Origin of the sequence: Vibrio amylolyticus (genome assembly GCF_023145695.1) — a bacterium.
Classification (GTDB): domain Bacteria; phylum Pseudomonadota; class Gammaproteobacteria; order Enterobacterales; family Vibrionaceae; genus Vibrio; species Vibrio amylolyticus.
In genome coordinates, this window is record NZ_JAJHVV010000001.1 from 352,977 (window position 1) to 379,971 (window position 26,995).

General features: G+C 42.3%; 25 protein-coding genes and 1 riboswitch. Of the genes, 11 read left to right on the forward strand and 14 right to left on the reverse strand.

Features of this window, described 5'->3' with window-relative positions; translation table 11 throughout:
* Window positions 1-25: 25 nt before the first annotated feature.
* A riboswitch (cyclic di-GMP riboswitch) is annotated at window positions 26-129 on the forward strand.
* A 112-nt stretch (window positions 130-241) separates the two neighbouring features.
* On the forward strand, window positions 242-832 hold the full coding sequence (locus KP803_RS01585; protein ID WP_248007076.1) for a TfoX/Sxy family DNA transformation protein: 591 nt from the start codon (window positions 242-244) through the stop codon (window positions 830-832).
* A gap of 136 nt (window positions 833-968) precedes the next feature.
* Window positions 969-1,661: a TVP38/TMEM64 family protein gene (locus tag KP803_RS01590; protein WP_248007077.1), complete on the forward strand. Its 693-nt coding sequence runs from the start codon at window positions 969-971 to the stop codon at window positions 1,659-1,661.
* A 114-nt stretch (window positions 1,662-1,775) separates the two neighbouring features.
* Here the strand turns inward: KP803_RS01590 and KP803_RS01595 are convergent, their stop codons facing one another.
* From KP803_RS01595 to topA, 4 genes are all read right to left on the reverse strand, one after another.
* Window positions 1,776-2,573, reverse strand: coding sequence for an alpha/beta fold hydrolase (locus KP803_RS01595; RefSeq protein WP_248007078.1), 798 nt, complete (start codon window positions 2,571-2,573; stop codon window positions 1,776-1,778).
* A gap of 233 nt (window positions 2,574-2,806) precedes the next feature.
* Window positions 2,807-4,261: a glycogen synthase GlgA gene (gene glgA, locus KP803_RS01600; RefSeq protein WP_248007079.1), complete on the reverse strand. Its 1,455-nt coding sequence runs from the start codon at window positions 4,259-4,261 to the stop codon at window positions 2,807-2,809.
* On the reverse strand, window positions 4,251-5,468 hold the full coding sequence (gene glgC / locus KP803_RS01605) for a glucose-1-phosphate adenylyltransferase (RefSeq protein WP_248007080.1): 1,218 nt from the start codon (window positions 5,466-5,468) through the stop codon (window positions 4,251-4,253). Before glgC ends, glgA begins: the two co-directional genes overlap by 11 nt.
* A gap of 614 nt (window positions 5,469-6,082) precedes the next feature.
* The gene (gene topA, locus KP803_RS01610) at window positions 6,083-8,725 is read right to left on the reverse strand and encodes a type I DNA topoisomerase (RefSeq protein ID WP_248007081.1); all 2,643 of its coding nucleotides are present in this window, start codon (window positions 8,723-8,725) and stop codon (window positions 6,083-6,085) included.
* A 351-nt stretch (window positions 8,726-9,076) separates the two neighbouring features.
* Between topA and KP803_RS01615 the strand changes: the two genes are divergently transcribed.
* Window positions 9,077-9,325, forward strand: coding sequence for a YciN family protein (locus KP803_RS01615; RefSeq protein WP_248007082.1), 249 nt, complete (start codon window positions 9,077-9,079; stop codon window positions 9,323-9,325).
* Window positions 9,326-9,404: 79 nt separating this feature from the next.
* On the opposite strand, the gene aroA is transcribed toward KP803_RS01615, so the two are convergent.
* Window positions 9,405-10,685, reverse strand: a complete 1,281-nt coding sequence (gene aroA / locus KP803_RS01620; protein ID WP_248007083.1) for a 3-phosphoshikimate 1-carboxyvinyltransferase — start codon at window positions 10,683-10,685, stop codon at window positions 9,405-9,407.
* Window positions 10,686-10,952: 267 nt separating this feature from the next.
* On the opposite strand from aroA, the gene aat reads away from it, so the two are divergent.
* The 3 genes from aat to infA all read left to right on the forward strand — a co-directional run bounded on the left by aat (window position 10,953) and on the right by infA (window position 12,670).
* A complete protein-coding gene (gene aat / locus KP803_RS01625; protein WP_248007084.1) occupies window positions 10,953-11,675 on the forward strand; it encodes a leucyl/phenylalanyl-tRNA--protein transferase in 723 nt (240 codons plus the stop codon).
* On the forward strand, window positions 11,672-12,370 hold the full coding sequence (locus KP803_RS01630) for an arginyltransferase (RefSeq protein ID WP_248007085.1): 699 nt from the start codon (window positions 11,672-11,674) through the stop codon (window positions 12,368-12,370). Before aat ends, KP803_RS01630 begins: the two co-directional genes overlap by 4 nt.
* Window positions 12,371-12,451: 81 nt before the next feature.
* Window positions 12,452-12,670 carry a translation initiation factor IF-1 gene (infA, locus tag KP803_RS01635; protein ID WP_001040192.1) on the forward strand — a complete coding sequence of 73 codons (219 nt, stop codon included), beginning with the start codon at window positions 12,452-12,454 and terminating at the stop codon, window positions 12,668-12,670.
* 97 nt (window positions 12,671-12,767) lie between these two features.
* Here infA and KP803_RS01640 read toward each other — a convergent pair whose 3' ends face one another.
* Both KP803_RS01640 and cysS read right to left on the reverse strand, forming a co-directional pair.
* On the reverse strand, window positions 12,768-13,346 hold the full coding sequence (locus KP803_RS01640; protein ID WP_248007086.1) for a thymidine kinase: 579 nt from the start codon (window positions 13,344-13,346) through the stop codon (window positions 12,768-12,770).
* 112 nt (window positions 13,347-13,458) lie between these two features.
* On the reverse strand, window positions 13,459-14,847 hold the full coding sequence (gene cysS / locus KP803_RS01645) for a cysteine--tRNA ligase (RefSeq protein ID WP_248007087.1): 1,389 nt from the start codon (window positions 14,845-14,847) through the stop codon (window positions 13,459-13,461).
* A gap of 200 nt (window positions 14,848-15,047) precedes the next feature.
* On the opposite strand from cysS, the gene KP803_RS01650 reads away from it, so the two are divergent.
* The 4 genes from KP803_RS01650 to KP803_RS01665 all read left to right on the forward strand — a co-directional run bounded on the left by KP803_RS01650 (window position 15,048) and on the right by KP803_RS01665 (window position 18,313).
* Window positions 15,048-15,542, forward strand: coding sequence for a peptidylprolyl isomerase (locus KP803_RS01650; protein WP_248007088.1), 495 nt, complete (start codon window positions 15,048-15,050; stop codon window positions 15,540-15,542).
* Window positions 15,543-15,583: 41 nt separating this feature from the next.
* On the forward strand, window positions 15,584-16,315 hold the full coding sequence (gene lpxH / locus KP803_RS01655) for a UDP-2,3-diacylglucosamine diphosphatase (protein ID WP_248007089.1): 732 nt from the start codon (window positions 15,584-15,586) through the stop codon (window positions 16,313-16,315).
* Window positions 16,316-16,424: 109 nt separating this feature from the next.
* Window positions 16,425-17,633 (forward strand): EAL and HDOD domain-containing protein, encoded by a 1,209-nt coding sequence (locus KP803_RS01660; protein ID WP_248007356.1) that lies wholly within the window; start codon window positions 16,425-16,427, stop codon window positions 17,631-17,633.
* Between the two features lie 182 nt (window positions 17,634-17,815).
* A complete protein-coding gene (locus tag KP803_RS01665; protein WP_248007090.1) occupies window positions 17,816-18,313 on the forward strand; it encodes a YchJ family protein in 498 nt (165 codons plus the stop codon).
* Window positions 18,314-18,446: 133 nt separating this feature from the next.
* On the opposite strand, the gene serS is transcribed toward KP803_RS01665, so the two are convergent.
* From serS to KP803_RS01685, 4 genes are all read right to left on the reverse strand, one after another.
* Complete coding sequence (gene serS, locus KP803_RS01670; protein WP_248007091.1) at window positions 18,447-19,754, reverse strand: serine--tRNA ligase; 1,308 nt, start codon at window positions 19,752-19,754, stop codon at window positions 18,447-18,449.
* Window positions 19,755-19,858: 104 nt separating this feature from the next.
* The gene (locus KP803_RS01675) at window positions 19,859-21,211 is read right to left on the reverse strand and encodes a replication-associated recombination protein A (RefSeq protein ID WP_282437148.1); all 1,353 of its coding nucleotides are present in this window, start codon (window positions 21,209-21,211) and stop codon (window positions 19,859-19,861) included.
* Window positions 21,208-21,822 carry an outer membrane lipoprotein periplasmic chaperone LolA gene (gene lolA, locus KP803_RS01680; RefSeq protein WP_248007093.1) on the reverse strand — a complete coding sequence of 205 codons (615 nt, stop codon included), beginning with the start codon at window positions 21,820-21,822 and terminating at the stop codon, window positions 21,208-21,210. The genes KP803_RS01675 and lolA overlap by 4 nt, the downstream gene beginning before the upstream one ends.
* Window positions 21,823-21,930: 108 nt before the next feature.
* Window positions 21,931-22,545, reverse strand: a complete 615-nt coding sequence (locus KP803_RS01685; protein ID WP_248007094.1) for a YecA family protein — start codon at window positions 22,543-22,545, stop codon at window positions 21,931-21,933.
* A gap of 131 nt (window positions 22,546-22,676) precedes the next feature.
* On the opposite strand from KP803_RS01685, the gene dusC reads away from it, so the two are divergent.
* Entirely contained in the window at window positions 22,677-23,636 is a 960-nt protein-coding gene (gene dusC / locus KP803_RS01690) for a tRNA dihydrouridine(16) synthase DusC (RefSeq protein ID WP_248007095.1), read from the forward strand.
* A gap of 9 nt (window positions 23,637-23,645) precedes the next feature.
* Here dusC and KP803_RS01695 read toward each other — a convergent pair whose 3' ends face one another.
* The 3 genes from KP803_RS01695 to KP803_RS01705 all read right to left on the reverse strand — a co-directional run bounded on the left by KP803_RS01695 (window position 23,646) and on the right by KP803_RS01705 (window position 26,937).
* Complete coding sequence (locus tag KP803_RS01695) at window positions 23,646-25,106, reverse strand: sensor domain-containing diguanylate cyclase (RefSeq protein ID WP_248007096.1); 1,461 nt, start codon at window positions 25,104-25,106, stop codon at window positions 23,646-23,648.
* A 95-nt stretch (window positions 25,107-25,201) separates the two neighbouring features.
* Window positions 25,202-25,996, reverse strand: coding sequence for an ABC transporter ATP-binding protein (locus KP803_RS01700; RefSeq protein ID WP_248007097.1), 795 nt, complete (start codon window positions 25,994-25,996; stop codon window positions 25,202-25,204).
* The gene (locus KP803_RS01705; RefSeq protein WP_248007098.1) at window positions 25,993-26,937 is read right to left on the reverse strand and encodes an ABC transporter permease; all 945 of its coding nucleotides are present in this window, start codon (window positions 26,935-26,937) and stop codon (window positions 25,993-25,995) included. The genes KP803_RS01700 and KP803_RS01705 overlap by 4 nt, the downstream gene beginning before the upstream one ends.
* Window positions 26,938-26,995 lie beyond the last annotated feature (58 nt).

Consider the following 26,995-nt stretch of genomic DNA (forward strand, 5'->3'; position numbering starts at 1 on the left):
ATAAGCGATATATTCAATATATAAGTCACGCACAGGGCAAACCATTTGAAAGAGTGGGACGCAAAGCCTCCGGCCTAAACCAATTTTTCTGTCTAGCACAGTGTTTTGATAGGTAGCGGGGTTGCCGATGGCAAACAATGCAAACACAAGTTTACTTACGAATGACACAGTTTCTGCATGTTTTGCTACTCTCTCGGACCTGATTTGGTGGCGTATTTAACATACACCGAGAACATACAGCATGGATAAACCAGTACTAAAAGACTCAATGAGGCTGTTTGAACAGCTTGGACGAGTGAAATCTCGTTCAATGTTTGGCGGCTTTGGCATTTTTATTGAAGACACAATGTTTGCACTTGTCGTAAACGACAAACTTCACATAAGAGCCGATAGCATCACTGTTAAGAAGTTTAAACAACAAGGCTATCAACCGTACGTCTATAAAAAACGCGGTCACCCAGTCGTTACAAAGTATTATGCTTTGCCGGACGATTGGTATGGTCAACCTGAACTTACTCTATCAGAAGCAAAGAACTCTTTAGAGATAGCGAAGAAAGAAAAGGCAAGTCAAGCATCCGCAAAGCCAGACCGCCTTAAAGATCTGCCTAATCTCAGGCTTGCCACTGAAAGAATGCTAAAGAAAGCGGGCATTGACTCTGTTAGCACCTTGGAGCAGAAAGGTGCCGTAGAGGCATATAAAGCGATCCAGCAATCACATTCTTCAGATATTGGCTTAGAGCTTCTCTGGGCGCTAGAGGGCGCAATTAAAGGCACGCATTGGTCTGTTGTACCTCAAGAGAGACGAGAAGAGCTTTCCGGTCGACTAAGATAGAGTTCAGACCTTACTAAGCCAACGTGTATACGTTGGCTTTTTTGATCGCCTACACCCTGATTCAAAACTTGTTTGAAATTTTTTCCTATCAGTGCTGTTCTTAATAGGCATACCCTACTTTATAGGCTCCAGCACTATGAACAAAAAACTGCTCATCGGCATCCTTCTCGTTTCTATCATCGTATTTCTTACGATCAATTATGGGCAACTATTAACCCTTGAAAATGCAAAACATCAACAAGCGTCTTTAGCACAATTTATTGATGCCAATTTTCTTTTCGCCGCGCTTAGTTATTTTGCTATCTACATTGTCATCACTGCCTTATCGATTCCTGGGGCTGCCGTTGTCACTCTTCTAGGGGCTGCCTTATTTGGTTTCTGGACGAGTCTACTGCTTGTCTCATTTGCCAGTACTATAGGTGCAACTCTTGCTTTTCTAAGCAGCCGATTTTTGCTTAAGGAGTGGGTACAAAATAAATTTGGTGAAAAGCTCAACACGATTAATGAAGGAATTGAAAAAGACGGGGCATTCTATCTGTTCTCATTGCGCTTGATTCCTGTTGTACCTTTTTTTCTAATTAACTTATTGATGGGGCTTACACCTATCTCGGCAGTTCGATTTTATCTCGTTAGTCAACTAGGTATGCTTCCAGGAACCGCGGTTTACCTCAACGCAGGTACGCAACTTTCTCAAATCGATAACTTATCTGGGATTGTATCGTTTCCCGTTATTCTCTCTTTTGTTCTGTTGGGCCTTTTCCCTATCATTACTAAGAAAGTTATCGGTTTAGTGAAACGGACATCACTAGAAAAAAACAACGAGGCATGATCAACTTCCCCCGCATCGTTTGTTTGATTTGCCCTAGCATAAGTTAACGTCTATAGAAAAACAGGCTTGCAAAAATGCAAGCCTGTTGAGTTGAATAGCTAGAGATGAATAACCTTAGCGACGACAGCTTTTAATAAATTCAATCGAATGGCGATTAAACTCTTCTGGTCGCTCTACGTTACAGACATGCCCGCAATCTGGAATCTCTAGAAGATGGCTATCGTTATGAGCCGCGACCATCTCTTTTGCCGGCTGGATAAACATATAGTCCTGCTCTCCCATCAAATAAAGCGTTGGGATAGGTAGCTCTCTATGTTTGAAGTAACGCATCAATGGGTTCACTTCTGCCGTGAGAATAAACCAGCGCTTAAACTCTTTTTGGCATAATTTTTTAGCTTCCCGAACAAACATGTGTCGTGATTCTTTTTGATTACGCTGCGGCATGACAACATAAGCGAAAAGGCGATATAACCACATATAGGGGATAATATGCTTACTAAGGTCACCGAGTTTAATTAATATTTGTGAACGGGTATTCAGGCGTGTTACAGCGCCGCCTAAGACCATACTATGCACTCGTTCCGAAGCTATTTCGGCAATATTCTGAACAATGATCGTCCCTAGCGACATACCAACAAAATGCGCAGATCGAATTTTTAAATGATCCAGTACCTTTAGTATGTCGAGCGTGACTTCTTTAAATGTGTAACGATTTGAAATGATATCTTTTATAAAATGATTTGACTTACCATGTCCGCGAAGATCGAGCAGTAGGATGTTAAAGTGCTCTTTATAAGCCTTTATCTGCTTGAACCATATTGACGAGCTCCCTCCCGCCCCATGCACAAAGACCACCCACTCATCACTTGTTGGGTGTTCATATGTTTTATGAAAGAGTAGAGTTTGTGACATTTTTCAATTAAGCCTAGGTAAAATAACTGACAAAATAAGCTTAGAAGCCTACCACAATACAGAGTAATTGCTATTCGACGACCGTCAAAGATAGGCGAATTTGTTTTCCAAATATGACTGTCGGTAACTGTTGATTACTATATTTACATACAATATAAAGACTTATATGCATAGTTTTTCTGATCTGACCAGATAAAAAAAGCGCCCTTAGGCGCTTTAAAAAGTGAGTTCGGCTACAGTGCACTTCGATACATAGAAAGATAATGTTCCGCTGCTTTGTCCCAGCAGAAGTTTTGCTTCATCGCTTCAATCTGTAAACGACGAACCTCAGCTATGTCTTGAGCATGCAGTAACAATGAACGTAGTAATGTCATTAGCAAAGCGTCAGAAGTCGGCTTTGTAAAGACGAAACCTGTCGCTTTTTCTGGGCACTCGTCATAATCGTTAACACTGTCTTTAAGGCCACCTACCCCTCTTACAATAGGAAGTGTACCGTAAGCCATACTATAGATCTGATTTAACCCGCACGGCTCAAACTCTGACGGCATCAAAAAGAAATCCGACCCAGCTTCGACCCAGTGAGCAAGCTTATTGTTATACGCTTCTACAAATGCAAACTTTTCACCATGCAGGGCTGCCACTTCTTTTAGCTGTGCGGCTAAAACAGGGTCACCAGTGCCAACGATAACAAGTTGTACATCATGCTTTAAAAACTCATTTAGGATAGGTAATAAATAGTGCACACCCTTTTGCTGAGTTAAGCGACAAACCATGCCGTAAACAGCGACATCCTTCACTGGCAAACCAACTTCATCTTGCAACGCCTGTCGATTGGCTTTTTTACCACGAATCATACTTTGCTTCGTTGCACGATAATTCTTTGGCAAATAGGTATCTGTTTCAGGGTTCCATGATGAATAATCACAACCATTTAGGATGCCAATTAGATCATCTTCTCGGGTGTTAAACTCATGAGACATACCATGGCTTCCAAGCTCAGTTTTAAGCTCTTCTGCGTAAGTAGGACTCACAGCATTGATTTTATCCGCACACATCACGCCCGCTTTAAGCATAGTAACGTGTGTCTCACTGACGGCAGCTTCAGGCACATGACGCGTAGCAAATTCAGGAAACGCTTGCAGCTCATCGTAACTAAATACCCCTTTAAATACTGCGTTGTGTATTGAGATAACACTTCGCATCGATTTAAAGAAGTCATCAGACTGGTGACGTACTTTAAGAAAGTAAGGAACTAACCCAGTATGCCAGTCGTTTGCATGAATGATCTGCGGTTGAAAAGAAAGCTTTGGAAGCATATCCAAGCTTGCTGCACTAAAGAAAGCAAACCGTTCAGCGTTGTCTGAATAGGCTTGATTATTCTCCGCGTACATTTCCGCTCGCGCAAAATACTGTTCACAACGAATGGCGTAAACTGGAACGCCTGCTACTTCAGTTTGAACCACTTGATACTGAGTATGTGGCGCAGTATCAAGTTGTGTATCTAACAAAACTTCAGCGTTTTCTATACCGGCTATTTGACTATAAGCTGGGATAGCTAATCGTACGTCTTGTTTTAACCCTAAGAGCGATTCAGGCAGTGCCTTGGCAACATCTGCCAAGCCACCACTTTTGATCAAACCTTCTACTTCAGAAGCAACAAATAAAATTGAAAGTTTCTTAGTAGCCAATTTTCGCGCCCTTACCGATAACAACTACACCATCGTCAGAAACGTGGTAGCGCTTTTTATCTTCTTGCAAGTTCACACCAATTTGCGTGCCCGGTGCAATGTCAGCATTCTTATCAACGATAACACGGCGCAGAACACAACCTTCGCCAATCTTAACATCACCTAATAGGATACTTTCGCTGATGTCACAAGCCGATGCGATGTTACTTCTAAAACCAAGCACTGATTTTTCTATTCTTGATCCACGAACATAGCTGCCGTTACAAACCAAACTGTCGATGATTTGAACTCGGCCATTATCTGAGTCAGTAAAAGTCGCAGGCGGAAGTGCTGGGTAGAACGTGTGTAATGGCCACTTACGGTTATACAAAGAGAAAGGCGCATCTTTCTTAAGTAGGTCCATATGTGCTTGCCAGTACGCGTCAATCGTACCTACATCACGCCAGTAAACTTCTTCTTTTTCACCGGTAATTTTATTCGTACTAAAGTCATACACAAATACATCACCACGTGGGTACATATTTGGAATGATGTCATTACCAAAATCGTGTGAAGAGTCTTCTTTATCTGCGTCTTCGATAAGCTCTGCATATAGACTTTGCGCCTCAAAGATGTAGTTACCCATAGAAACGAGCGCATTCTCAGGATCACCTGGGATCGGTTTTGGGTTTGCTGGTTTTTCTTCGAAACCAACCATACGACCTTCTGTATCAACTTCAATAACACCAAACTGTGACGCTTCAGCTAGTGGCATACGAAGGGCAGAAACCGTTAGAGCTGCTTCTTTGTTCTTATGGAAATCAAGCATTTGCTTAATGTCCATCTTATAAATATGGTCAGAACCAAAAATACATACGTGCTCTGGTTCAGCAAGTTCAATAAACCTTAAGTTTTGGTAGATTGCATCTGCTGTTCCTTCATACCAACGTTTGCCTGTTCTCATTTGTGCAGGAATAGGATCGATAAAACGATCGGTGATTCCGCTGATATTCCAACCTTTTTTCATATGGTGGAATAACGATTGAGATTTAAACTGAGTCAATACGTAGATACGCATCAAATCAGCATTTACAAAGTTGTTCAGTGCAAAATCGATCAAACGATAACTTCCACCGAAAGGAACCGCAGGTTTACTACGAGATTCTGTTAGAGGTCTAAGACGAGAACCTTCGCCTCCAGCAAGAATCATTCCTAAAACACCAGCCATTTTTTTCTCCATTTTTTATTTTATTTATTTGACACCTTATTTATTAGTATTGGGGGGTGCCATTAATCCTTAAACTTATAAAGACTCCATCCATCGCAGAATCCTTACAAATCAGTGCATATACGTTAACTGCTTCCCAAATTATTACAATTTTAAATATGCAATTCCGTTAGCTGACCTAGAACTTCCTTCGAACAGTTTCGCCTAGATCACATATATTTCGTGCTTAAAAACAAGTTGATAACAAATACTGCACAAGCCTATAAGGTATGACCAGCCCTTGCTATACCTAACTTATAACTGACAGAATGATTAATAGACATAGAAATACCAACAATGTAATAACATAGTTATGCAACGATAATCGATAGTAATAGTTATTTATTGAGCTTACATTTATATGCACAAAGTTCTGCTCTTGTACATGACTGAAACGAGTAGCCCACACTACCTTTCTGGTTAAGCTTTAAGCCAACAACGGTTTCGCAATTTAACAATGACGCAGACCAGAAAATACAACACTAAAACAATGTATATATAGAATGTTACATTTGTTCATGATTGTAAGTCCAAAATCAAAACAAAAAAAAGCAGCTCAATGAGCTGCTTCTATTTTATTTCTTGGCGTCGGCTTTTTTAGGCTTTTTTCGTTTATCGGTTATTTCCCATTTGCCATCGATGAAGAGCCCTGTCCATCCTGATGGTTTGCCATCAATTTCTGAACGCACATAGTTCTCTTTCGATTTACGGCTAAATCGAACCACTGTTGGCCTACCATCTGGGTCTTCTGCTGGGGCGTCTGCGAGATACGTAAACTTAGGTGATAATCTTTCTTTAAATCGCGCTAATTCCGCAACCAGTGGCGCTCTAGTTTCGCGAGATTTAGGGAAATTACTTGCCGCCATAAACAGCCCAGAAGCGCCATCTCGAAGAACAAAATACGCATCTGAGTTTTCGCAAGGTAGCTCAGGCAAGTGAACAGGATCTTCTTTAGGCGGCGCAACTTCACCATTTCTAAGGATCTTACGAGTGTTCTTACAGGTTTCACTCGTACAATCCATGTATTTACCAAATCGACCGTTCTTTAGAACCATGTCTGAACCACATTTGTCACACTCAACAAGTGGTCCGTCATACCCTTTAACCTTGAACTCACCAAACTCGACAACGTAGCCATCACAGTTCGGGTTGTTACCGCAGACGTGCATCTTACGCTTTTCATCAATCAGGTAAGCATCCATGGCGGTTTCACAAATTGGGCAACGCTTCTTAGCACGAAGAGCCTCTGTTTCAACGTCTTCTTCAAGTACGTTAATGATGCCCTCTTCATCACCAAGGTTAATAGTCGTTTTACAACGCTCTTTAGGAGGCAATGCATAGCCTGAACACCCTAAGAAAACGCCCGTTGATGCGGTACGAATACCCATCGAGCGGTTACAAGTTGGGCACTCAATATCCGTTTCAACGATATGATTTGGTTTCATACCGCCTTCAGTTTCATCCAAATCGGCTTTTTCTAAATCGCCAGTAAAGTCGGTAAAGAAGTTATTTAGCACCCCTTTCCAATCGGTATGGCCTTCCGCAACTTGGTCAAGCTTCTCTTCCATTCTTGCGGTAAAGTCGAAGTTCATCAGATCATCAAAACTATTATCTAAGCGATCGGTAACAATTTCACCCATTTTTTCCGCGTAGAATCGACGCTGATCCACTTTCACGTAACCACGATCTTGGATCGTCGAGATGATTGAAGCATAAGTCGATGGTCGGCCAATGCCACGTTTCTCAAGTTCTTTAACTAATGCAGCTTCAGTAAAACGAGCCGGTGGCTTCGTAAAGTGCTGCTTTGGCTCAAGAGTTTCTAGCTTCAAAGAATCCCCCACTTGTACGGCAGGTAGGATTTGATCTTCGTTTTTACCTAGAGGTCGCTGAACACGAGTCCAACCATCAAATTTCAGAATACGACCTTTCGCTTTAAGTGTGTATTCATCCGCTTTGACACTGACTGTCGTCGAGTCATATTGAGCTTTTGTCATTTGACAGGCAACGAATTGATTCCAGATCAGTGTATAGATTTTCTGGGCATCCGGTTCCATGCCTTGTAAGTCTTCAGTTTTCACTTCTACGCTTGAAGGTCTGATCGCTTCGTGAGCTTCTTGTGCACCTTCTTTGCTTCCGTACACTAACGGTTTAGCAGGTAAGTAACTTTCGCCATACTCACTATTGATAAAGTCTCTAACAGACTCTACAGCCTCTGAACTCAAATTAGTGGAGTCTGTACGCATATAAGTGATGTAACCACCCTCATAGAGCCTTTGAGCAAGCATCATGGTCTTTTTCACACCATAACCAAGGCGTGTACTTGCTGCCTGTTGCAGTGTAGAAGTGATATATGGGGCTGAAGGTTTGCTTGACGTTGGTCTGTCTTCTCGCTTGCAAACCTCATAGGCCGCTTTTTCCAATGTACTCACCGCCGCCATGGTGTCAGTTTCATTGGTAGGCTTAAAGGCAACACCATCTTTCTGCGCAACCTGTAAACGGAAGTTGGTTTCTGAATTCGTCAGAGTATTTGCATGGATATCCCAGAACTCTTCAGGGATAAACGCTTTGATTTCACGTTCGCGTTCAACTAGCAACTTAACAGCTACAGACTGAACTCGACCTGCTGACAAGCCGCGCGCTACTTTTTTCCAAAGTAACGGGGAAACCATGAAACCAACAACTCGGTCCATAAAACGACGCGCTTGTTGTGCATTAACACCATCCATGTTCAGTTCGCCAGGCGCTTCGAAGGCCTGTTGGATAGCGTTTTTGGTGATTTCGTTAAATACAACTCGTTTATATCGCTCTTCATCGCCACCGATGATCTCACGAAGGTGCCATGCGATAGCTTCTCCCTCGCGATCCAAATCGGTTGCGAGATAGACGTAATCTGCATCTTTCGCGAGTTTTTGAAGTTCAGCTACAACCTTCTCTTTACCAGGAAGAACTTGATAGTTTGCTTCCCAATCATTGAATGGGTTGATACCCATTTTTTTAATCAGAGCTTTTCGGTCTTTCTCTTTCTTAATGCGCGCTTTTTCTTCAACGCTCATTCCTTTCGTAGAAATAGCTGCAGCTTTTTTACCAGTACTTTGACCGGCAGTCGGAAGATCACGGACATGACCGACGCTAGATTTAACGATGAAATCTTTTCCAAGGTACTTATTAATAGTCTTAGCCTTGGCTGGTGATTCCACTATAACGAGTGATTTACCCATAATTGACTCAAATGTCCTTTAATCGCTGCGCAAAAATTTATCGCATGACATACTAAAATGCGTGTTCTTTTTTTACTATCGAGCTAGAACACTAGAAGATCAATATCTTTTTCAAAAAAATAATTTCAATTGGACGACATTTCAGCAGTTTTTTGCTTTATGTCGCTAGAAATATACAATTCCTACTCCAATAAGTTGGCACATACTAAACGTCCAAGTCCCCGTGTTTCTAGTACTTCTCATAAAACTTAGTCGTAAATCACAAAACCTGTTCACACATTTCTGATTGAATTTCGTTTTTTCTTCCATAAACTAAGTCTAAATATCAATTTCTTGAACCATAAACAAATTATGAGTACAAAAAAACCAATTGCAGCCTTTGATCTTCTTCTTATTGCGAACCAAATCATTCAAGAACATGAAGATTATATTGATGGAATGCGTGCAACCTCTGTTGAAGAGAAAGATGAAGTGCTGGTTTTTAAAGGTGACTATTTTCTTGATGATAATGGGTTACCAACGGCCAACACCACCGCAGTCTTTAATATGTTTAAGTATCTAGCGCACCAACTCTCAAAAGAATTCACTGTCGAAAAATAAAAAAGCTTGCCTTAGGGCAAGCTTTTTCAATTCAAGTGACCGTTATCGACTTTATATGTTGAGTCGATAATACCATAAATTAAGCACTTAGCTCAGACAGCTTGTCAAAGTAGGTAGGGAACGTCTTTGATGTGCATTTAGGGTCATTGATCGTTACTGGTGTATCACTCAGTGCGACGAGTGAAAAACACATGGCTATACGGTGGTCATCATAAGTGTCAATAGCTGCATGCTTTAAGTTAGCGGTAGGGGTAACAATAATATAGTCTTCACCCTCTTCAACCCCTGCGCCTACTTTACGTAATTCCGTCGCCATCGCGGCTAAACGATCGGTCTCTTTTACACGCCAGTTATAAACATTGCGGATCGCTGTTGTTCCTTTAGCAAACAGGGCTGTCGTTGCTATCGTCATTGCCGCATCAGGAATATGATTAAAGTCCATATCAATCGCATTCAGCTCACCACAACGAGAAATGACATAGTCATCACCCCACTCTATTTCTGCACCCATTTTCTCCAACGCGTCAGCAAACTGAATATCACCTTGAATACTGTTTTTACCAATTCCTGTTACTTTAATCTCACCACCCTTTATTGCAGCGGCAGCCAAAAAGTACGAAGCAGAAGAAGCATCACCTTCTACTAGAAAATCACCCGGTGCTTTATACGTTTGACCAGATTGAATAACAAAAGATTGGTAATCGTTATTTATCACCTCAACACCGAATTGCTTCATAATATGAAGGGTAATGTCGATGTACGGTTTAGAAACAAGTTCACCTTCTATATTGATGGTGATATCACCGTTAGCAAGTGGCGCAGACATTAAGAACGCAGTTAAGAACTGACTTGAAATGGAGCCATCAATAGAAACGGTGCCTGACTCTAAGCCTGTTCCCGTGATTTTAAGAGGTGGATAATCTTCATTTTCCAAATATTCAATCTTTGCGCCCGCTTCACGTAATGCGTTAACTAAGTGACCGATTGGACGCTCTTTCATGCGGGGCTCACCCGTGAGAACAAATTCACCAGAACCTAAACAAAGCGCGGCAGCCAGAGGGCGCATTGCTGTTCCCGCATTACCTAGAAATAGCTCTTGAGCTTTCTCAACGTTAAACGCACGACCAAGTCCTGTCACTTCACAGACGGTTTTATCTTGAGACAGCTGATAGCGAACACCAAGCTGTTCCAAGGCATTTAACATATGGCGAATGTCATCACTATCAAGTAAGTTTGTTAAGCGAGTTGTCCCTTGAGCTAACGCGGCTAAGAGTAACGCTCGATTTGAAACACTCTTAGAGCCCGGTAGATTTACGACGCCATTTACTTTTTCGATCGGTTGTAACGTAAGACTTTCCATTAAATTTTAGTATCCTTGCTCTCCATGCTCCAACTTCTCGAGTGCAGCAAAGGTGAATATTTTTAGTACTTGCAGACTAACCAAAATAATTGCCGAACTCCAGAGCTAATCGGTGATTCGTTTGAATATTTTTACACTTAAACAATTATTTATTCCCGCAATGCACTTGACATAAAGCAATGGTCGAAATTTACTACCATTTACTGACAACGTACCCAAAAATGAATACCATTATTGGATTAGTTTGATACCACCTCTTCTATTATTATGGCCATTTACATTACCGAATTGTCTTCCCACAACCTTACATTCCCCTCGCCTTATGAAGCGATGGAAGACCCCAATGGACTGCTCGCTTTTGGGGGGGACTTATCGAAAGAACGTATCTATGCGGCTTATCAACAAGGGATATTTCCGTGGTATGGCCCTGGAGAGCCTATTTTATGGTGGAGCCCAGCACCTCGAGCGACGTTCGATCCCGCCACTTATACCCCGTCTAGAAGTTTAAAGAAGTTTCAAAAAAAACATAACTATACCGTCTCCATTAACCAAGCGACCAAGCAAGTCATACAATTTTGTGGCCAGATACGCCCAGAAGAGGAAACTTGGCTGAATACGGATATGCAAAACGCCTATATAGAGTTATCTAAGCAAGGAGACTGCCACTCTGTCGAAGTGTGGGAAGAGGAGAAACTCATTGGTGGGCTCTATGGTATTCAAGTTGGCCAATTATTTTGTGGTGAGTCCATGTTTAGCCTTCAAAGTAATGCTTCTAAGGTCGCGCTTTGGTATTTTTGTCATCACTTTCAAAAACATGGCGGCAAGTTAATTGATTGCCAAGTCATGAACCCTCATCTTGCCTCATTAGGTGCAACGGAGCAGCCAAGAGACGAGTTTTTTAAATCATTGCTACTATTAAAGAATCAAACGGTTAATGCCCATTGTTTTCGAAAGCAGTGGTTAGCGTCTCCTTTAGAGGAACATCAATGAGCTCTGATATTCAGCAAATCAGAATTGGCTTAACAGACAGTCACCCTTGTAGTTATCTTGAAAATAGAAACGAACGAGTTGCTGTCGCTCTCGATACACAGATGCACTCACCTTCTAGCTATGAGGTACTGCTTGCCAACGGTTTTCGTCGTAGCGGTGACTCCATATACAAACCTCACTGCGATAACTGCCAGTCGTGTAATGCTCTGCGTATATCGATACCCGATTTTATTCTGTCGAAAAGTCAAAGGCGGTTAAAAAATAAAGCTGCAGACTTTCACTGGGTACTGAAAGATGAAATGGATGAAAACTGGTTCGAGCTTTACTCCCGCTACATTCATGCTCGTCACCAAAAAGGCAGCATGTATCCTCCAAAGGGTGAAGAGTTTTCTAAGTTTTCTAACTGTGCTTGGCTAAACACACAGTTTTTACATATCTATTCTGGCGATAGGCTTATTGCGATAGCCGTGACCGATACGATGAGCAATAGCGCCAGTGCCTTTTACACCTTTTACGAGCCAGATATCCCACTGTCACTAGGCACTCTAGGGGTTTTGTATCAAATTGAATACTGCCGCACACAAGGAAAACAGTGGCTCTATTTGGGCTACCAAATCGATGAATGCCCAGCTATGAACTATAAAGTCCGATTTCATCGTCATCAAAGGCTAGTAAATCAACGTTGGCAAGGGTAGAATACGCTCCAACTTTACATAATTCCCATTTTAACGGAGATTAATACCCGTTAAGATTGCCAAATTTCTAAAGAGGATTAAATGGCTAAAGAAGACGTAATTGAGATGCAAGGCACTGTCCTTGATACTCTTCCAAACACAATGTTCCGTGTTGAGCTAGAAAACGGTCACGTAGTTACAGCTCACATCTCTGGTAAAATGCGTAAGAACTACATTCGTATTCTTACTGGTGACAAAGTAACTGTAGAGATGACTCCATACGACCTATCTAAAGGCCGTATCGTCTTCCGTGCTCGTTAATCTCTGACTGCCTAGCGCAATCCGAATTAATCGAATACAACAAAAAACGGAGCTTTATGCTCCGTTTTTTGTTGTCTGTTATTTAGTTGATACTTTTTTACTTACCCAGAGCTTCTTTATAATGGAGACGACACGCCGATACGTAGCGATCATTCCCACCAATAGCAACTTGGTCACCTTCTGCAATTGCATTACCCGCTTCGTCAGTACGAATCACCATATTCGCTTTACGGCCACAATGACAAATTGTTTTCAACTCAACGAGTTTGTCAGCCCAAGATAGAAGGTATTTACTGCCTTCGAACAGCTCACCTAAAAAATCGGTTCTTAAGCCATAACACAGTACTGGGATGTTCAGCTTATCGACAACTTCTGTCAATTGGTAAACTTGCTCTTTGGAAAGAAACTGACACTCATCAATTAGAATACAGTGTCGTTTTTCTGCTTCGTTAAGATGTGCAATTTCTTCGTAGAGATTGGTCTCAGAGCGAAAGAGTTGAGCTTCAGACTGTAAGCCAATACGCGAACTCACTTTACCGATGCCATAACGGTCATCAAGTGCGGCGGTAAAAATAACTGGTGTCATTCCACGCTCTTGATAGTTAAATGAAGATTGTAATAGTGTTGTTGATTTACCCGCGTTCATTGCTGAGTAATAGAAGTACATTTGAGCCACAGAAAGTACCTACAGTGCTATTTATTTAAATAAAAAAGGTTGTAAAAGAATAAAATTAAAACGACGTAGCCAGCCATAAAAAAGGGCTAACGAATTAGCCCTATTTCAATCCTTACTTACGGCGCCAAGTTGTGCCTTCTGCACCGTCCTCAAGAACGATACCCATTTCATTTAGCCTGTCTCGGGCGACGTCGGCATTCGTCCAATCTTTTGAAGCGCGAGAATCGTTACGTAACTTTATAAGGGCTTCAATTTCCGCCACTTCGTCGTTATCGCCTGCATCACCTTTTAGGAATGCTTCTGGGTCTTGGTGCAGAATGCCAATGACATCAGCCAGCTCACGCATCAGGCTACCAAGCTCACTCGCTTTTTGTATGTCTTCCGTCTTAATACGGTTGATATCACGAGCCATCTCGAAGAGTACCGAATACGCCTCTGGTGTATTGAAATCATCATTCATCGCTTCTGAGAAGCGAGCAACGTATTGTTCACCACCAGCGGCAGGAACAGTTAAATCTAAACCGCGAAGAGAGGTATATAGTCGCTCTAGAGACGCGCGCGCTTGATTCAAATTCTCTTCGCTGTAGTTTAGTTGGCTACGATAGTGACCAGACATCAGGAAGTAACGAACAGTTTCTGAATCGTAATGATTTAAAACGTCGCGGATAGTAAAGAAGTTACCTAGAGATTTAGACATCTTCTCTTTATCAACCATTACCATACCGCTGTGCATCCAAGTATTCACATATTGGGTGCCGTGCGCACAGCAAGATTGAGCAATCTCATTTTCGTGATGCGGAAACTGAAGATCAGAGCCGCCACCGTGAATGTCAAAGTGGTTACCAAGAATAGAAGAGTTCATCGCTGAACACTCAATGTGCCAACCAGGACGGCCAGGGCCCCAAGGTGATTCCCAAGTCGGTTCACCCGGCTTCGACATTTTCCAAAGCACAAAGTCCATACTGCTACGTTTTACACTGGCTTCTTCAAGTGTCACTCGTGAACCCGCTTGCAACTGCTCAAGATCTTGGCCAGAAAGACGACCGTACTCGTCATACTTTTTCACTTCAAACATCACATCACCATTACTAGCAACGTAAGCAAAGCCACGTTCAATCAGCTTTTCAACCAGCTCAATGATCTCTTTAATGTATTCCGTAGCACGGGGCTCAACATCTGGGCGCTTCATGTTTAAAGCATCAAAGTCGGCGTGCATTTCTGCAATAAGGCGCTCTGTAAGTGAATCACAAGACTCACCATTTTCCGCAGCACGCTTAATGATTTTGTCGTCGATATCGGTAATATTACGCACAAAATTCAGATCAAAGCCAAGGTAACGTAAGTAACGTGAAACCACGTCAAAAGAGACAAAAGTACGACCGTGACCGATATGACAGAGATCGTATATGGTTACCCCACAGACATACATGCCTACTTTACCGGCATTGATTGGTTTGAATTCCTCTTTCTGTCTCGTGAGTGTGTTATATATCTTTAACATGATCTCTATCTAATATTAGGTGAAATAAAATAGTGGCTCAGTATATCAAGTCAGGGCTTTTTAGGTAATCCCAGCAAAGGGAAAAATCAGCGATAAACGTAAATTCATTAACGGTTTCTATGATAATCCACGTATTAAATTGATTAGAGTTGATATAGAATCTTGCCCTAAAGTCAAAAAACATGAACAAAGGTATAATCATGATCACTCTTCATACAAACTTCGGTGACGTTAAAGTCCAACTAAATGAAGAAAAAGCACCAGAAACGTGTGCTAACTTTCTGCAGTACTGTCGCGACGGTTTTTACGATAACACGCTATTTCACCGTGTAATCGATGGTTTCATGGTTCAAGGCGGCGGCATGGAGTCAGGTTTACGTGAAAAGCCTTCTCGTGCAACGATCAAAAACGAAGCAAACAATGGCCTAAGCAATAAAGTAGGTACATTAGCAATGGCTCGTACGATGGAACCGCATTCAGCAAGCTCTCAGTTTTTCATCAACGTTAACAACAACAATTTCCTAGATTTCCGTAGCGAAAGCATGGACGGTTGGGGCTACTGTGTATTCGCGGAAGTTGTTGAAGGTATGGACGTAGTTAATAAGATTAAAGGTGTTAGCACTGGTACTATGGGCATGCACCAAGACGTACCTCTAGAAGAAGTACTTATTACTGGTACTACAATCGAAGAGTAACAGAGTAAGGAGAGCACGCTAAATGCTCTCCTTTTTTTATTATGACAACATTATTTATTTCAGATCTTCACTTATCCCCTTCTCGTCCTGATATCACCGAATGCTTCATCGATTTCATGAAAAATGAAGCTATCCATGCGACCAAACTCTATGTTCTTGGGGACTTGTTTGAGTTTTGGATTGGCGATGATGACAACTCTGACTTTTCCATGCATATTCAAAAAGAGTTTAAGGCATTAACCCAACTAGGCGTTCAATGTTACTTCACACAAGGCAATCGCGATTTCCTTGTGGGTAAACGATTTGCTAAGCAAACCGGCATGACGCTCTTAGCTGATGAAACTGTCATCGACCTCTATGGAAGAAAAGCGGTCATTCTGCATGGTGATACACTGTGTACACTGGATGTTAAGTATTTAGAGTACCGAAAAACTGTCCACCAGCCTTGGCTACAGTGGATTTTCAATCGAATCCCTTTTTTCATTAAAAGAAAAATCGTCTCTAAAGTACAAACAGATATAAAAGAAGAAAAACAGAGCAAATCACTCGACATCATGGACGTTACGCCCGATGAAGTCATTTCTGTGATGGATACACACCACGTTGATTTAATGATACACGGTCATACGCACAGACCGAATATCCATGAATTACAAACATCATCGGGTAACTCAACCCGTATTGTATTAGGTGACTGGTACACTCAGGGATCAATTTTGGTCTATGATGAAAATGGGTTCAACTTAAAATCAAAACCGTTTCAGTATCCTTAAAAAGCGCTGTCCAGACGGAAATTGCACTGTATTGCTACAATTGATATGTAGCTGTGTTTGATATATACCTATGATCGATATTTTAACTCACGGAAAGTAAGTGGCTAATTTGAAATATTCTTATGTTGCTCGTCAACCCATCTTAGATCGGGATAAAAATACTATCGGATACGAATTGTTGTTTCGTGATGGACTCAATAATAGCTTTCCAGAAATAGATCCCGACTTAGCGACAAGCCGACTATTATCAGACCACTTCTTATCAACTCATTATTCAACGTTGGGCGATAATTTAGGGTTCGTAAACTTTCCTTATCAAAGTTTAATTAACCGCGTGCCCACCCTCTTCCCTGCCAACAACTTAATTGTTGAGGTATTAGAAGACTGCCCACCAACGGACGAGTTGTTAGACGCAATAAAAGAGATGGCAAAGCAAGGCTATAAAATTGCTTTGGACGACTTTGTACCTAGCAAAGAGTGGAAACAGTTTTTACCTTATGTCTCAATTATCAAGTTCGATATTCGTATCATATCCATAGGAAAGGCAAAGACCTTCATTGATAAAATACCATCAGGCAGAATCACGTTCCTAGCTGAAAAGGTAGAAACGCACGAAGAGTTCCAACAAGCAAAAGACGCAGGCTTTGACTACTTTCAAGGATACTTTTTTAGCAAACCAGAGATTATCCAACGCAAGGCTTTGGAACCATCCGTCCTGACTCTCATTCAGCTGTGTAAAGAAGTCGCTAAAGAAGATATTGACTATAAAGCCATTGATGAACTCATTAGTACTGACATCTCGCTTTCCTATAAGCTGCTTACTTTTGTCAACTCTTCTTCTACAGTAAGCACCAAAATCGCGTCGTTCAAACAGGCGTTAATCTATCTAGGAAAAGAGCGGATAAGAAAATTTATCTCTTTAGTGGCTATCGCTTCAACCCAAGAGTCAAAACCAGATTACTTATATGGGCTCTCCATCCAAAGAGCTCGATTTTGTGAATTACTTGCGGCTCGTAACCAGACAAACTGTATTGAAGGCAGTGCATTTCTAACTGGCATGTTTTCATTGCTAGACAGCCTGTTAGATCAACCACTCAACGTGTTAGTTGATGAAATGCCAATTGAAGAAGAAGTTAAGGCTGCCTTAAGTACTGGCGAAGGCATGTTAGGCCTCGTTTTGGCGTTAGTGAAAGCCTATGAAAAAGCAGATTGGGATCAAGTTACAAAGCTTTCCAATCAACTCGGCCTATCAAGTGATAATATCAATCAAAGCTACGATGACGCAGTTAAGTGGACTGCAGACTTACTCACGAGTTGATCACCTAGGTTCTTTTCACTATCTCTTTGACTCATTGTTTAAGGCCTATTTTAATTTAATTAAAATAAAGCCTTAGCCAATCCCTTACAGCGTTTTATTTTTCCAGCAGCACTTCCCTGCGGATTTACTTCATTTACTTAGCCCCTTAAAATGCGCCTCATACCCTTAATTTGGAAACAGCTATGCCTTCTAGCTTTAACACTTCACCTTGCCCTTGTGGGAGCAAACGTACTTATCAAGCCTGTTGTGAGCCCATCCATTTAGATCACGCTCGGGCTAAACGTCCAGAACAATTAATGCGCTCACGCTACAGTGCCCATGTATTAAAGCTCGTGGATTTTGTTGTCGCCACCTATCACCCTGACTGTCAGGCAGAAGAATCTCGACAGGCCATTGCAGAATCGATTGATAGTGATTGGTGCATGCTCGAAGTCACAGACACTGAAGACGGAGAATCCGATACCGAAGGTTTTGTTTCTTTTAAAGCTTACTTTAATGATAACGGTCAACAGTACTGCTTGCAGGAGAAATCACGTTTTATTAAACAAGACGAGCTTTGGTTCTATATCGATGGGGTCGTTGATGAACAGCAGAATCACAATTCATCACAGATAAAAGTAGGAAGAAACGATCCGTGCCCATGTGGTAGCGGAAAGAAGTTTAAAAAGTGTTGTGGTTAGACCGTAATAACTCCCTACAAGCCTAACACCTAACTCTTGCCTTACTCCTACCTAAAAATACGATTTAGATAAAAAGCCGGCGAGTTTCTCAACTCGCCGGCTTTTCAATAATAAAGACTTCCAAATCAGCTAATTAGCCGATATGAGTCACGCCACCCATGTACTTTTGAAGTACTGTTGGAATCGCGATACGGCCATCTGCTTCTTGGTTATTCTCAAGAATCGCAACCATAGTACGACCAACAGCCAAACCAGAACCATTTAGTGTGTGTACTAGTTCAGGTTTCTTCTCACCCTTACGACGGAAACGAGCTTGCATACGACGTGCTTGGAAATCCCACATGTTTGAACATGAAGAGATCTCACGGTACGTTTCTTGTGCTGGAACCCATACTTCTAAATCGTAAGTTTTACGAGCGCCAAAGCCCATATCACCTGTACATAAAACGACTTTACGGTAAGGCAGTTCCAGAAGTTGTAGTACTTTTTCAGCATGACCCGTTAGCTCTTCAAGTGCGTTCATTGAGTCTTCAGGCTTAGTGATTTGAACCAGTTCAACCTTGTCAAATTGGTGCATACGGATAAGACCACGAGTATCACGACCATATGAACCGGCTTCAGAGCGGAAACATGGTGTGTGCGCAGTCATCTTAAGTGGCAGGTCTGCTTCATCTGAAATTGTGTCGCGAACCATATTCGTTACTGGTACTTCAGCTGTAGGAATAAGAGACAATTTACGAGGCTCTTCGTCACTGACTTTTTCTACAAGTGGTTCAGTATGAAAAAGGTCTTTACCAAACTTAGGTAGCTGACCAGTACCAAACAAGCTATCTGCATTCACTAGGTACGGTACGTACATTTCTGTATAGCCGTGCTCATCTGTATGCAAATCAAGCATAAACTGCGCAATAGCACGATGTAGGCGAGCGAACTTACCTTTCATAACGATAAAGCGAGCACCTGTGATTTTCGTTGCGCTTGCGAAATCAAGACCGCCGCTTAGTTCGCCAAGATCAACGTGATCTTTGACTTCAAAATCGTAAGACTTCGGCTCACCCCAACGTGAAATTTCAACGTTCTCACTCTCATCTTTACCATTTGGTACAGAATCGTCTGGAAGGTTAGGAACTGACAGTGTCACTTCTTCAAGTTTACCTTGAACAACCACAAGTTCCGCTTTCTTCGCTTCTAGATCGCTACCTAAAGAACCGATTTGCTTCTTAATCTCTTCAGCGCCTTCTTTATCACCAGACGCCATTTTTTGGCCGATTTGCTTGGAGATGGAATTACGAGTGGATTGTAAATTTTCAACTTCTACTTGAATGGATTTACGTTGCTCTTCAAGTTGACCGATTGTTTCTACGTCAAGTTTAAAACCGCGACGGGCTAATTTTTCAGCTGTTGCATCCAGCTCAGTACGAAGTAATTTAGAATCCAGCATTGCTAATCCTATGCCTTATAGTTGTGAAAAACGCATCAAAACTGCACCTATTGAAGGCGTGATACGTAGAGAAATTTTAATCGAACAAATGTATCCAAAAACGCTCACTTTTCATAGCGCTTTTGTGGGCTTTTTGTATCTAAACTAGCCAAGTAATCTAACTTTTCGCCAATTTTTGTCTCTAAGCCACGGTTTGTGGGTGTGTAGTAACGGATATGACTCATTTCGGGTGGAAGATAGACCTCCCCCGCAGCGAAAGCGCCAGGTTCGTCATGCGCATATCGGTACTCTGCCCCGTACCCTAAATCTTTCATTAAATTGGTTGGAGCGTTACGCAGGTGGTGAGGAACATCGTATTCAGGGTACTCTTTTGCATCTCGAAGGGCTTGCTTCCAAGCGGTGTAGACGGCATTACTTTTAGGCGCACATGCTAAGTAAACGACAGCTTGTGCTAAAGCTCGTTCACCTTCCGCTGCCCCAACTCGGGTAAAGCAATCCCAGGCTGACAATGCCACTTGCATTGCACGAGGATCGGCATTACCAATATCTTCTGACGCGATAGCAAGCAAACGCCTTGCGATATATAACGGATCGCAACCCGCTGAGATCATACGTGCAGACCAATACAAAGCACCATCTGGGTTAGAGCCTCGTATCGATTTATGTACCGCTGAAATTAGGTCATACCAAATGTCACCTTTGTTATCAAAGCGAGACACCTTCTCACCTGCTACTTCGGCGAGTAAAGGCAAAGTCACTTGCTTCACGCCTTGCTCTTCTTCAGCCATATCAAGCAGTAACTCTAAATAGTTAAGGGACATTCTCGCGTCACCATTAACCAGTTCTGCCAATCGCTCTAGAACGTTATCATGAAACTCAACCTTCTCGTTACCCAAGCCTCTATCGTTATCATCGAGCGCTTGATTTAAAGCGAGTAAGATTTCGTCTTTGGATAATGAAGTGAGCTTGTAAACTCTGGCTCGTGATAGCAAAGCGTTGTTTAGCTCAAAAGAAGGGTTTTCAGTCGTTGCGCCTATAAAGGTAACGGTTCCATCTTCAATATGAGGCAAGAAAGCGTCTTGCTGAGATTTATTAAAGCGATGCACCTCATCGACAAATAAAATGGTTCTCTTACCAACCATTTTATTTTCCCGAGCCTTATCGATAGCGGCACGAATATCTTTAACACCAGAGGTTACCGCAGAAACACGCTCTACTTCCGCATCCGCATAATTAGCGGCAACTTCGGCTAGCGTGGTTTTTCCCGTCCCAGGAGGCCCCCAAAGAATCATAGAATGAATATGGCCAGCTTCTAGCGCTCTTCGAAGTGGCTTTCCTGGCGCTAAGATATGCTGCTGACCGATATATTGTTCAACCGTTGTCGGGCGCATACGTGCTGCCAGTGGGCGAAAGTCCTCATCACCGGAAAAATCTAAGCTCAGATTACTCATGATCAGTTCCTTTGGTCATCAACCTCAACACCTTCAGGAATGTTAAAGGTAAAACGCTCAGGGCTTGGTCGATCAAGCTTCACGTTATTAAAGGTAAACAACCCGCGTTGACCATCTTGTTCAATGACATTAAACCCTTTCACGACACCTTTATTATTGATATCGATTTGAAATTGGCCTTGAGTTGAATCTACAGCAGTTGGGGTTAATGTGAAGCGATCGTCTTGTTGAGAAACATTATAGTTATTCCAATCACTCTCTACATTTCGAGTCAGTAATACAAATGGCGTTTGTTCTACTGCTTGCTCTTGCCAGTAAAGGCTGACCTGCTCGATAAACGGGCTGTAATACCAAAGCGTCTCACCATCTGAGATTAATGAGTTTTCATCTGGGTAAGTTGTTTCCCAACGAAATTGACTTGGTCTAGCAATTTCTACTTTACCTTCCCCTTCCATGACAATGTCACCATCAGGGCTAATAATTTGCTGGCTAAAACTTGCAGTAAACCCATCATTTAATGCCAGACGAGCACTCAGCTCTTCCTTAGGCGTAGCTAGAGCAGAAAAGCTCATTAGCATTGAACATTTTACTAATAGAAGAAAACACCATTTTTTCATTTATTTACTCCAGAATGCTTTAATACAGATATATGGGATATAGACAACGGATTCTTGAAACGTTCGTTGTTATTGCCATTTAAATTCAGTGTGGCTGCGCTAAAAGCGTTATTTCCCACAGCACTGTTTAAACTTCTTACCACTTTCACAAGGACAATCATCATTACGGCCTATCTCTTTATACGGATTCACGCTTTGACTTTTTCCACCAGATAGCGCTTCATCAGCGGCCAATGCCACCTCTGCAACCATGAGATCTATTTGATCGACAAAGTCATTCAATACAGGCGGCTCTTCAATTCCAGCATCTTTCATCTGCTGCTGTGTCTGCTCTTGGTCAATTGCCAACATGAACGTCGTGAGCAAAGCTTGAAGCATGCGCAATGAACCATCATTTAATTGGATATCTTGCCAATGAGTTTCAATCACAGGCCAAACCGTCATGAAGCCTTCTGCAAAATCAGCTAGCTTCTCGTGGCTCTCATCGAGCTTCAATAACGTGAGCAGTTCATATTCACTTCTTTGAAGGCGATTAAATTGTGCATGTATCTGCTCTGTCACCTTACCAACGATTTCTGGTGTTACATCCGAACATACTTCACCTAACCATGCTTCAGGAGCAATGGGTTTAACGGCAAAATTGGCCGCTAAAATAGCGCCTTCCATGTATTCAGGTGATTCTTTAATTGGTAAAGCATCGAGATCTAGAAACTGATAGGTCATGTGATTTAATAAATTCAGTGAAAAACAGCGATTATTATACCCTGAAGCAAGGGTTTAGTGACAATCTAATCGTGAGCCACTACAATCGCGCGGCAAAACAAATCCACAACCGTGTAAAAAGGCAATAGTGTATGCGTGTCATTCTTGGCCCTATGGAGGGCGTTCTAGACCACTTAATGCGAGAAATTCTTACAGATATCAATGATTACGATCTCTGTGTCACCGAATTTGTTCGTGTTAGTGAACAAGAACTTCCCGATCACGTATTTCATCGTTTATGTCCTGAGCTGTTAACCGGTTCTCAAACCAAGTCCGGTGTGCCTGTCCATATCCAACTTCTAGGTCAACATCCTAAGTGGATGGCTAAAAATGCCATTCGAGCTGCTGCTCTTGGAGCAAAAGGAATTGACCTCAACTTTGGCTGCCCTGCGCGTTTAGTCAATAAGAGCAGAGGCGGTGCTGCACTGCTGCAACACCCGGAGTTAATCCACGATGTTGTTCAAGCGTGTCGAGAAGCGGTTTCAGATGATATTCCAGTATCAGCAAAAATCCGCCTTGGTTGGGAGAATCCTGACGATTGCTTTAAAATAGTGGAAGCGATTGAACGAGCAGGTGCCGATGAGCTAACCGTTCATGCCAGAACGAAAGCCGGCGGTTATAAAGCCAGCGAAATTAAGTGGGAATACATCAACGAAATCCGCAAGAGTTCTTCTATTCCGTTAATCGCCAATGGTGAGGTATGGAATTATCAAGACGGGCAAAATTGCATTAAAACGACAGGGATTGATTCTTTAATGGTATGTCGCGGTGCATTTAACGTTCCTAACTTAGGTAACGTTGTTAAATACAACCACCAACCACTACCTTGGGCAGAGGTCGTTGAACTGCTGCTTGCATATTCCCGCTATGAAATGGCTGGAGACAAAGGAATGTACTATCCAAATAGAGTTAAGCAGTGGTTTGCGTATTTAAAACAGCAGTACCCTCAAGCTAATGACCTTTTCCGCGAAATTCGTACTTTTAAAACCGCGGAGCCTATCGTTGAGCATATAAAGCTGTATCAGGCTAAGTGCTTGGAATCAGCCTTTTAGATTAATAGGCTAATAAATAAGCTTATTTTTGCCCGACGTTTTTGCTTGATACAGTTTTTCATCAGCGAGTTTAAACAGCTCTACGAAATCAAGGTCGAACGTCGGCCCCATAATTTCTGCACCGCCCGAAACGGTAAAGCCTTGCTCAATCACCTCTGTCGACTTTTCGCTGATCGCAATTCGTACTCGCTCTAAGCTTCGTATCAACTGTTTCTCGTCATAACCTTTTAGATACACGACGAACTCTTCACCACCAAAGCGTGCCACTGCATCATCAGCTCTAATATTTTTCTCTAGCTGATCGGCGATATAACAGATGACATCATCCCCAACATCATGTCCGTAGGTGTCATTTATGGATTTAAAATTATCAATATCAAACACAGCTACGGCAAAAGTATGTTCGTGGGTCGATTGAGTTAAAAATGCCTCAAAGCCCCGGCGATTCAACAGACCCGTCATCGGGTCTTTTGCGGCGAGATCTCTAAAGTGGCTTCTCTCAGCATTAGTGTTGACATAAAAAAGAACCAAAACCGAGAATATATAGACGAGTAAAATAATGAGTAAGCTGTATTTTTCTTGGCTAAAGAACTGTTTAACTTCTTTCTCCAAATCAAAGTCATAGAAAATCGTATGATTAAACACTACCCCTTCAAAAACCAACTCCCTCACCCAAAAAGCAGAACCAGGGACACTATCTCGCGCACGGTCGATAATTCGAATTTTACTGCTTAACTTATCTCCACTGTATAACAAGGTATCAAGATCGATATCTAATGAAATTAAACCTTCATAGCTCTCTTCGCTGTGAACTGGAACGGTTAAACTCATCATCTCTTTACCCAATACCATCGAGTTTACAGGTCCTGAAACGGTTATTTCCCCTCGATTTTGATCGGTCGCTCTCCAATAGGGTCTCGCCTTCATTGTATCCAAATACTCTGACGTTACATTTTGCGCTAACGTATCGGGAGAAGAGACGATGTACCCCTCTTTATCTGAATAGTGGATACCAATCAAATAGTTATCCAGATCATGCATAAAGGAGAGGACTGGCGCCAAAGCAACTTGGCTAGAGGCTCTTTTATAGATGGGACTCGTAGGGTCACAAAGCTCTTCATTACCAACGAGCATGTAATTGATGTCAACCGCTGAAATACCGTTCGATTTACTTTCGGTCCTAAGCACTGCGTCAATCGGCCAGATTTTACACAAATCATTTTCAAGGAATGTGTTGTGCTTAACCAATATATTGCCACCCGTTCTATAGTAATTGGTAAAACTATAATCGAGTGCTGATATCACTTTCGATGAACGCCACAGCGACTCTTTTAATCGATCGTACTCCGCTGAAATGCTGCGGTTAACGAGATCATAATGACTTTTCACCACCACACTACTGAGCACGACTGATACAAGCAGTGGTATCAGAAATACAAACCGGAGGCTAAATCGTCGCTGTAACTTCATTAAAATAAATTACCCAATATAAAATTAAACCCATCGCAACTGGTACATTACGATGGGCTCGTCTGTGGCAACACTGAATATCAACACTTAGCTGTCTAGTTTAATAGCAAGCTGTCATCAGCCAATTCCTCACCACGGACTTTTGAGAACATCTCAAGTAGATCTGGTACTTTCATATTAGCACGTTGCTCACCAGAGACATCCAATACTATCTCACCCTGATGGAGCATCACAGTTCGATCTCCACATGCTAAGGCGTCTTTCATTGAATGAGTCACCATCATTACCGTTAGGTTGAACTCTTTGATAATCGTCTTGGTCAAATCAATAACAAAGGCAGCCATACGTGGGTCTAATGCCGCAGTGTGTTCATCCAATAACAGTAATTTACTATCAGACAGGGTCGCCATAACCAGACTAACCGCTTGGCGCTGCCCTCCCGACAATAGACCGATATTATCGGATAAACGGTCTTCAAGGCCTAGCCCTAATATACTGATCCGATCTTGAAAAAGTTTGCGCCTCTTCGACGACAGAGAAAGGTTCCAACCACGCCGTTTTCCACGCATGTAGGCAAGAGCCATATTTTCTTCAATGGTGAGATCAGCGCATGTGCCCGCAAGAGGGTCTTGAAATACACGAGCACACTGTTTTGCACGTTGGTCAACTGTTTGCCTCGTCACATCTAACTCATCGATAATAACGCGGCCACCTATCATTGGCGTTTCTCCAGTGACCGCACCAAGAAGTGTTGATTTACCTGCACCATTTGAACCAATAACCGTCAAAAACTGATGCTCTGGAACTTCCAATCCGACACTCTTTAACGCCTGATTTTCTAAAATAGTCCCAGGGTTAAACGTCACTTGAATATCTTCTAATCGAATCATACTACTTCTCCAGACTCTTTCCCCTGCTTAGATGATACTTGGCTTCTAGCAGGCCTAACGGACTTTTTTGACTTGAGATTACCTTTTATTTTTGGAGCAATGAGTGCCACTGCAACAAGAACAGCCGTCACTAAGTTAAGGTCTGACGCTTGTAATCCAAACATCCCGCTACTTAAAGCAAAGGCAACCGCTAAGCGGTACAGTACTGACCCGACAATAACCGCAGTGACTGCTACCCATATTTTCCGACCAGGAATGAGGGTCTGTCCAAGGATCACGGCTGCCAGCCCCACGACGATAGTACCTACACCAGAAGTGACATCCGCGAAGCTATTCGTTTGAGCAAACAATGCACCAGAAAACCCAACAAAACCATTAGACAACGCCAAGCCAAAATAGGTATAGAACGAGGTACTGCCTCCTTGTGCAGAGACCATTCGAGCATTCACACCTGTGGCTCGTAGCCCAAGGCCAAAGTCACTATTGAGTAACCGTACGACGCCCCATGCCGAGATAAGAACAAGTACACCAACCACAACTGGGCGGATATACATTGCATCACCTAGCGCTTCAAAGGGCGTTAAGATCGTGTCTTCTCCTAATAGAGACATATTAGGGCGGCCCATAATACGAATATTGATGGAGAACGCAGCGATCATAGTCAGAATTGATGCTAACAGATGAAGAATGCCACAACGCACGGCAAGAAATGCAGTAACCCAACCTGTTATCGCTCCCGCAATAACGGCCATACCAGTCGCAAGCCAAGGGTTAACTCCGGCAACAATCGCCGTGGCAGCAACGGCAGCCCCCATAGGAAAACTACCATCGACACTAAGATCAGGAAAATCAAGAACTCTAAAAGTTAGGTAAACCCCTAAAGCAACAAGGCCATATAAAAGCCCTATCTCAAGGGCACCAAAAAACGCAAAAGCAGACATAACAACTCCCTTTCTGCTATAGAAAAGCCAGTAATCCGATTACTGGCTTAGTCCTGTG

Bases quoted from the DNA above. Each gene is read 5' to 3' on its own strand.
- KP803_RS01585 (WP_248007076.1), top strand. From the start codon at position 242: ATGGATAAACCAGTACTAAAAGACTCAATGAGGCTGTTTGAACAGCTT.
- KP803_RS01590 (WP_248007077.1), top strand. From the start codon at position 969: ATGAACAAAAAACTGCTCATCGGCATCCTTCTCGTTTCTATCATCGTA.
- KP803_RS01595 (WP_248007078.1), bottom strand. From the start codon at position 2,573: ATGTCACAAACTCTACTCTTTCATAAAACATATGAACACCCAACAAGT.
- glgC (WP_248007080.1), bottom strand. From the start codon at position 5,468: ATGGCTGGTGTTTTAGGAATGATTCTTGCTGGAGGCGAAGGTTCTCGT.
- topA (WP_248007081.1), bottom strand. From the start codon at position 8,725: ATGGGTAAATCACTCGTTATAGTGGAATCACCAGCCAAGGCTAAGACT.
- KP803_RS01615 (WP_248007082.1), top strand. From the start codon at position 9,077: ATGAGTACAAAAAAACCAATTGCAGCCTTTGATCTTCTTCTTATTGCG.
- aroA (WP_248007083.1), bottom strand. From the start codon at position 10,685: ATGGAAAGTCTTACGTTACAACCGATCGAAAAAGTAAATGGCGTCGTA.
- aat (WP_248007084.1), top strand. From the start codon at position 10,953: ATGGCCATTTACATTACCGAATTGTCTTCCCACAACCTTACATTCCCC.
- KP803_RS01630 (WP_248007085.1), top strand. From the start codon at position 11,672: ATGAGCTCTGATATTCAGCAAATCAGAATTGGCTTAACAGACAGTCAC.
- infA (WP_001040192.1), top strand. From the start codon at position 12,452: ATGGCTAAAGAAGACGTAATTGAGATGCAAGGCACTGTCCTTGATACT.
- cysS (WP_248007087.1), bottom strand. From the start codon at position 14,847: ATGTTAAAGATATATAACACACTCACGAGACAGAAAGAGGAATTCAAA.
- KP803_RS01650 (WP_248007088.1), top strand. From the start codon at position 15,048: ATGATCACTCTTCATACAAACTTCGGTGACGTTAAAGTCCAACTAAAT.
- lpxH (WP_248007089.1), top strand. From the start codon at position 15,584: ATGACAACATTATTTATTTCAGATCTTCACTTATCCCCTTCTCGTCCT.
- KP803_RS01665 (WP_248007090.1), top strand. From the start codon at position 17,816: ATGCCTTCTAGCTTTAACACTTCACCTTGCCCTTGTGGGAGCAAACGT.
- serS (WP_248007091.1), bottom strand. From the start codon at position 19,754: ATGCTGGATTCTAAATTACTTCGTACTGAGCTGGATGCAACAGCTGAA.
- lolA (WP_248007093.1), bottom strand. From the start codon at position 21,822: ATGAAAAAATGGTGTTTTCTTCTATTAGTAAAATGTTCAATGCTAATG.
- KP803_RS01685 (WP_248007094.1), bottom strand. From the start codon at position 22,545: ATGACCTATCAGTTTCTAGATCTCGATGCTTTACCAATTAAAGAATCA.
- dusC (WP_248007095.1), top strand. From the start codon at position 22,677: ATGCGTGTCATTCTTGGCCCTATGGAGGGCGTTCTAGACCACTTAATG.
- KP803_RS01695 (WP_248007096.1), bottom strand. From the start codon at position 25,106: ATGAAGTTACAGCGACGATTTAGCCTCCGGTTTGTATTTCTGATACCA.
- KP803_RS01700 (WP_248007097.1), bottom strand. From the start codon at position 25,996: ATGATTCGATTAGAAGATATTCAAGTGACGTTTAACCCTGGGACTATT.
- KP803_RS01705 (WP_248007098.1), bottom strand. From the start codon at position 26,937: ATGTCTGCTTTTGCGTTTTTTGGTGCCCTTGAGATAGGGCTTTTATAT.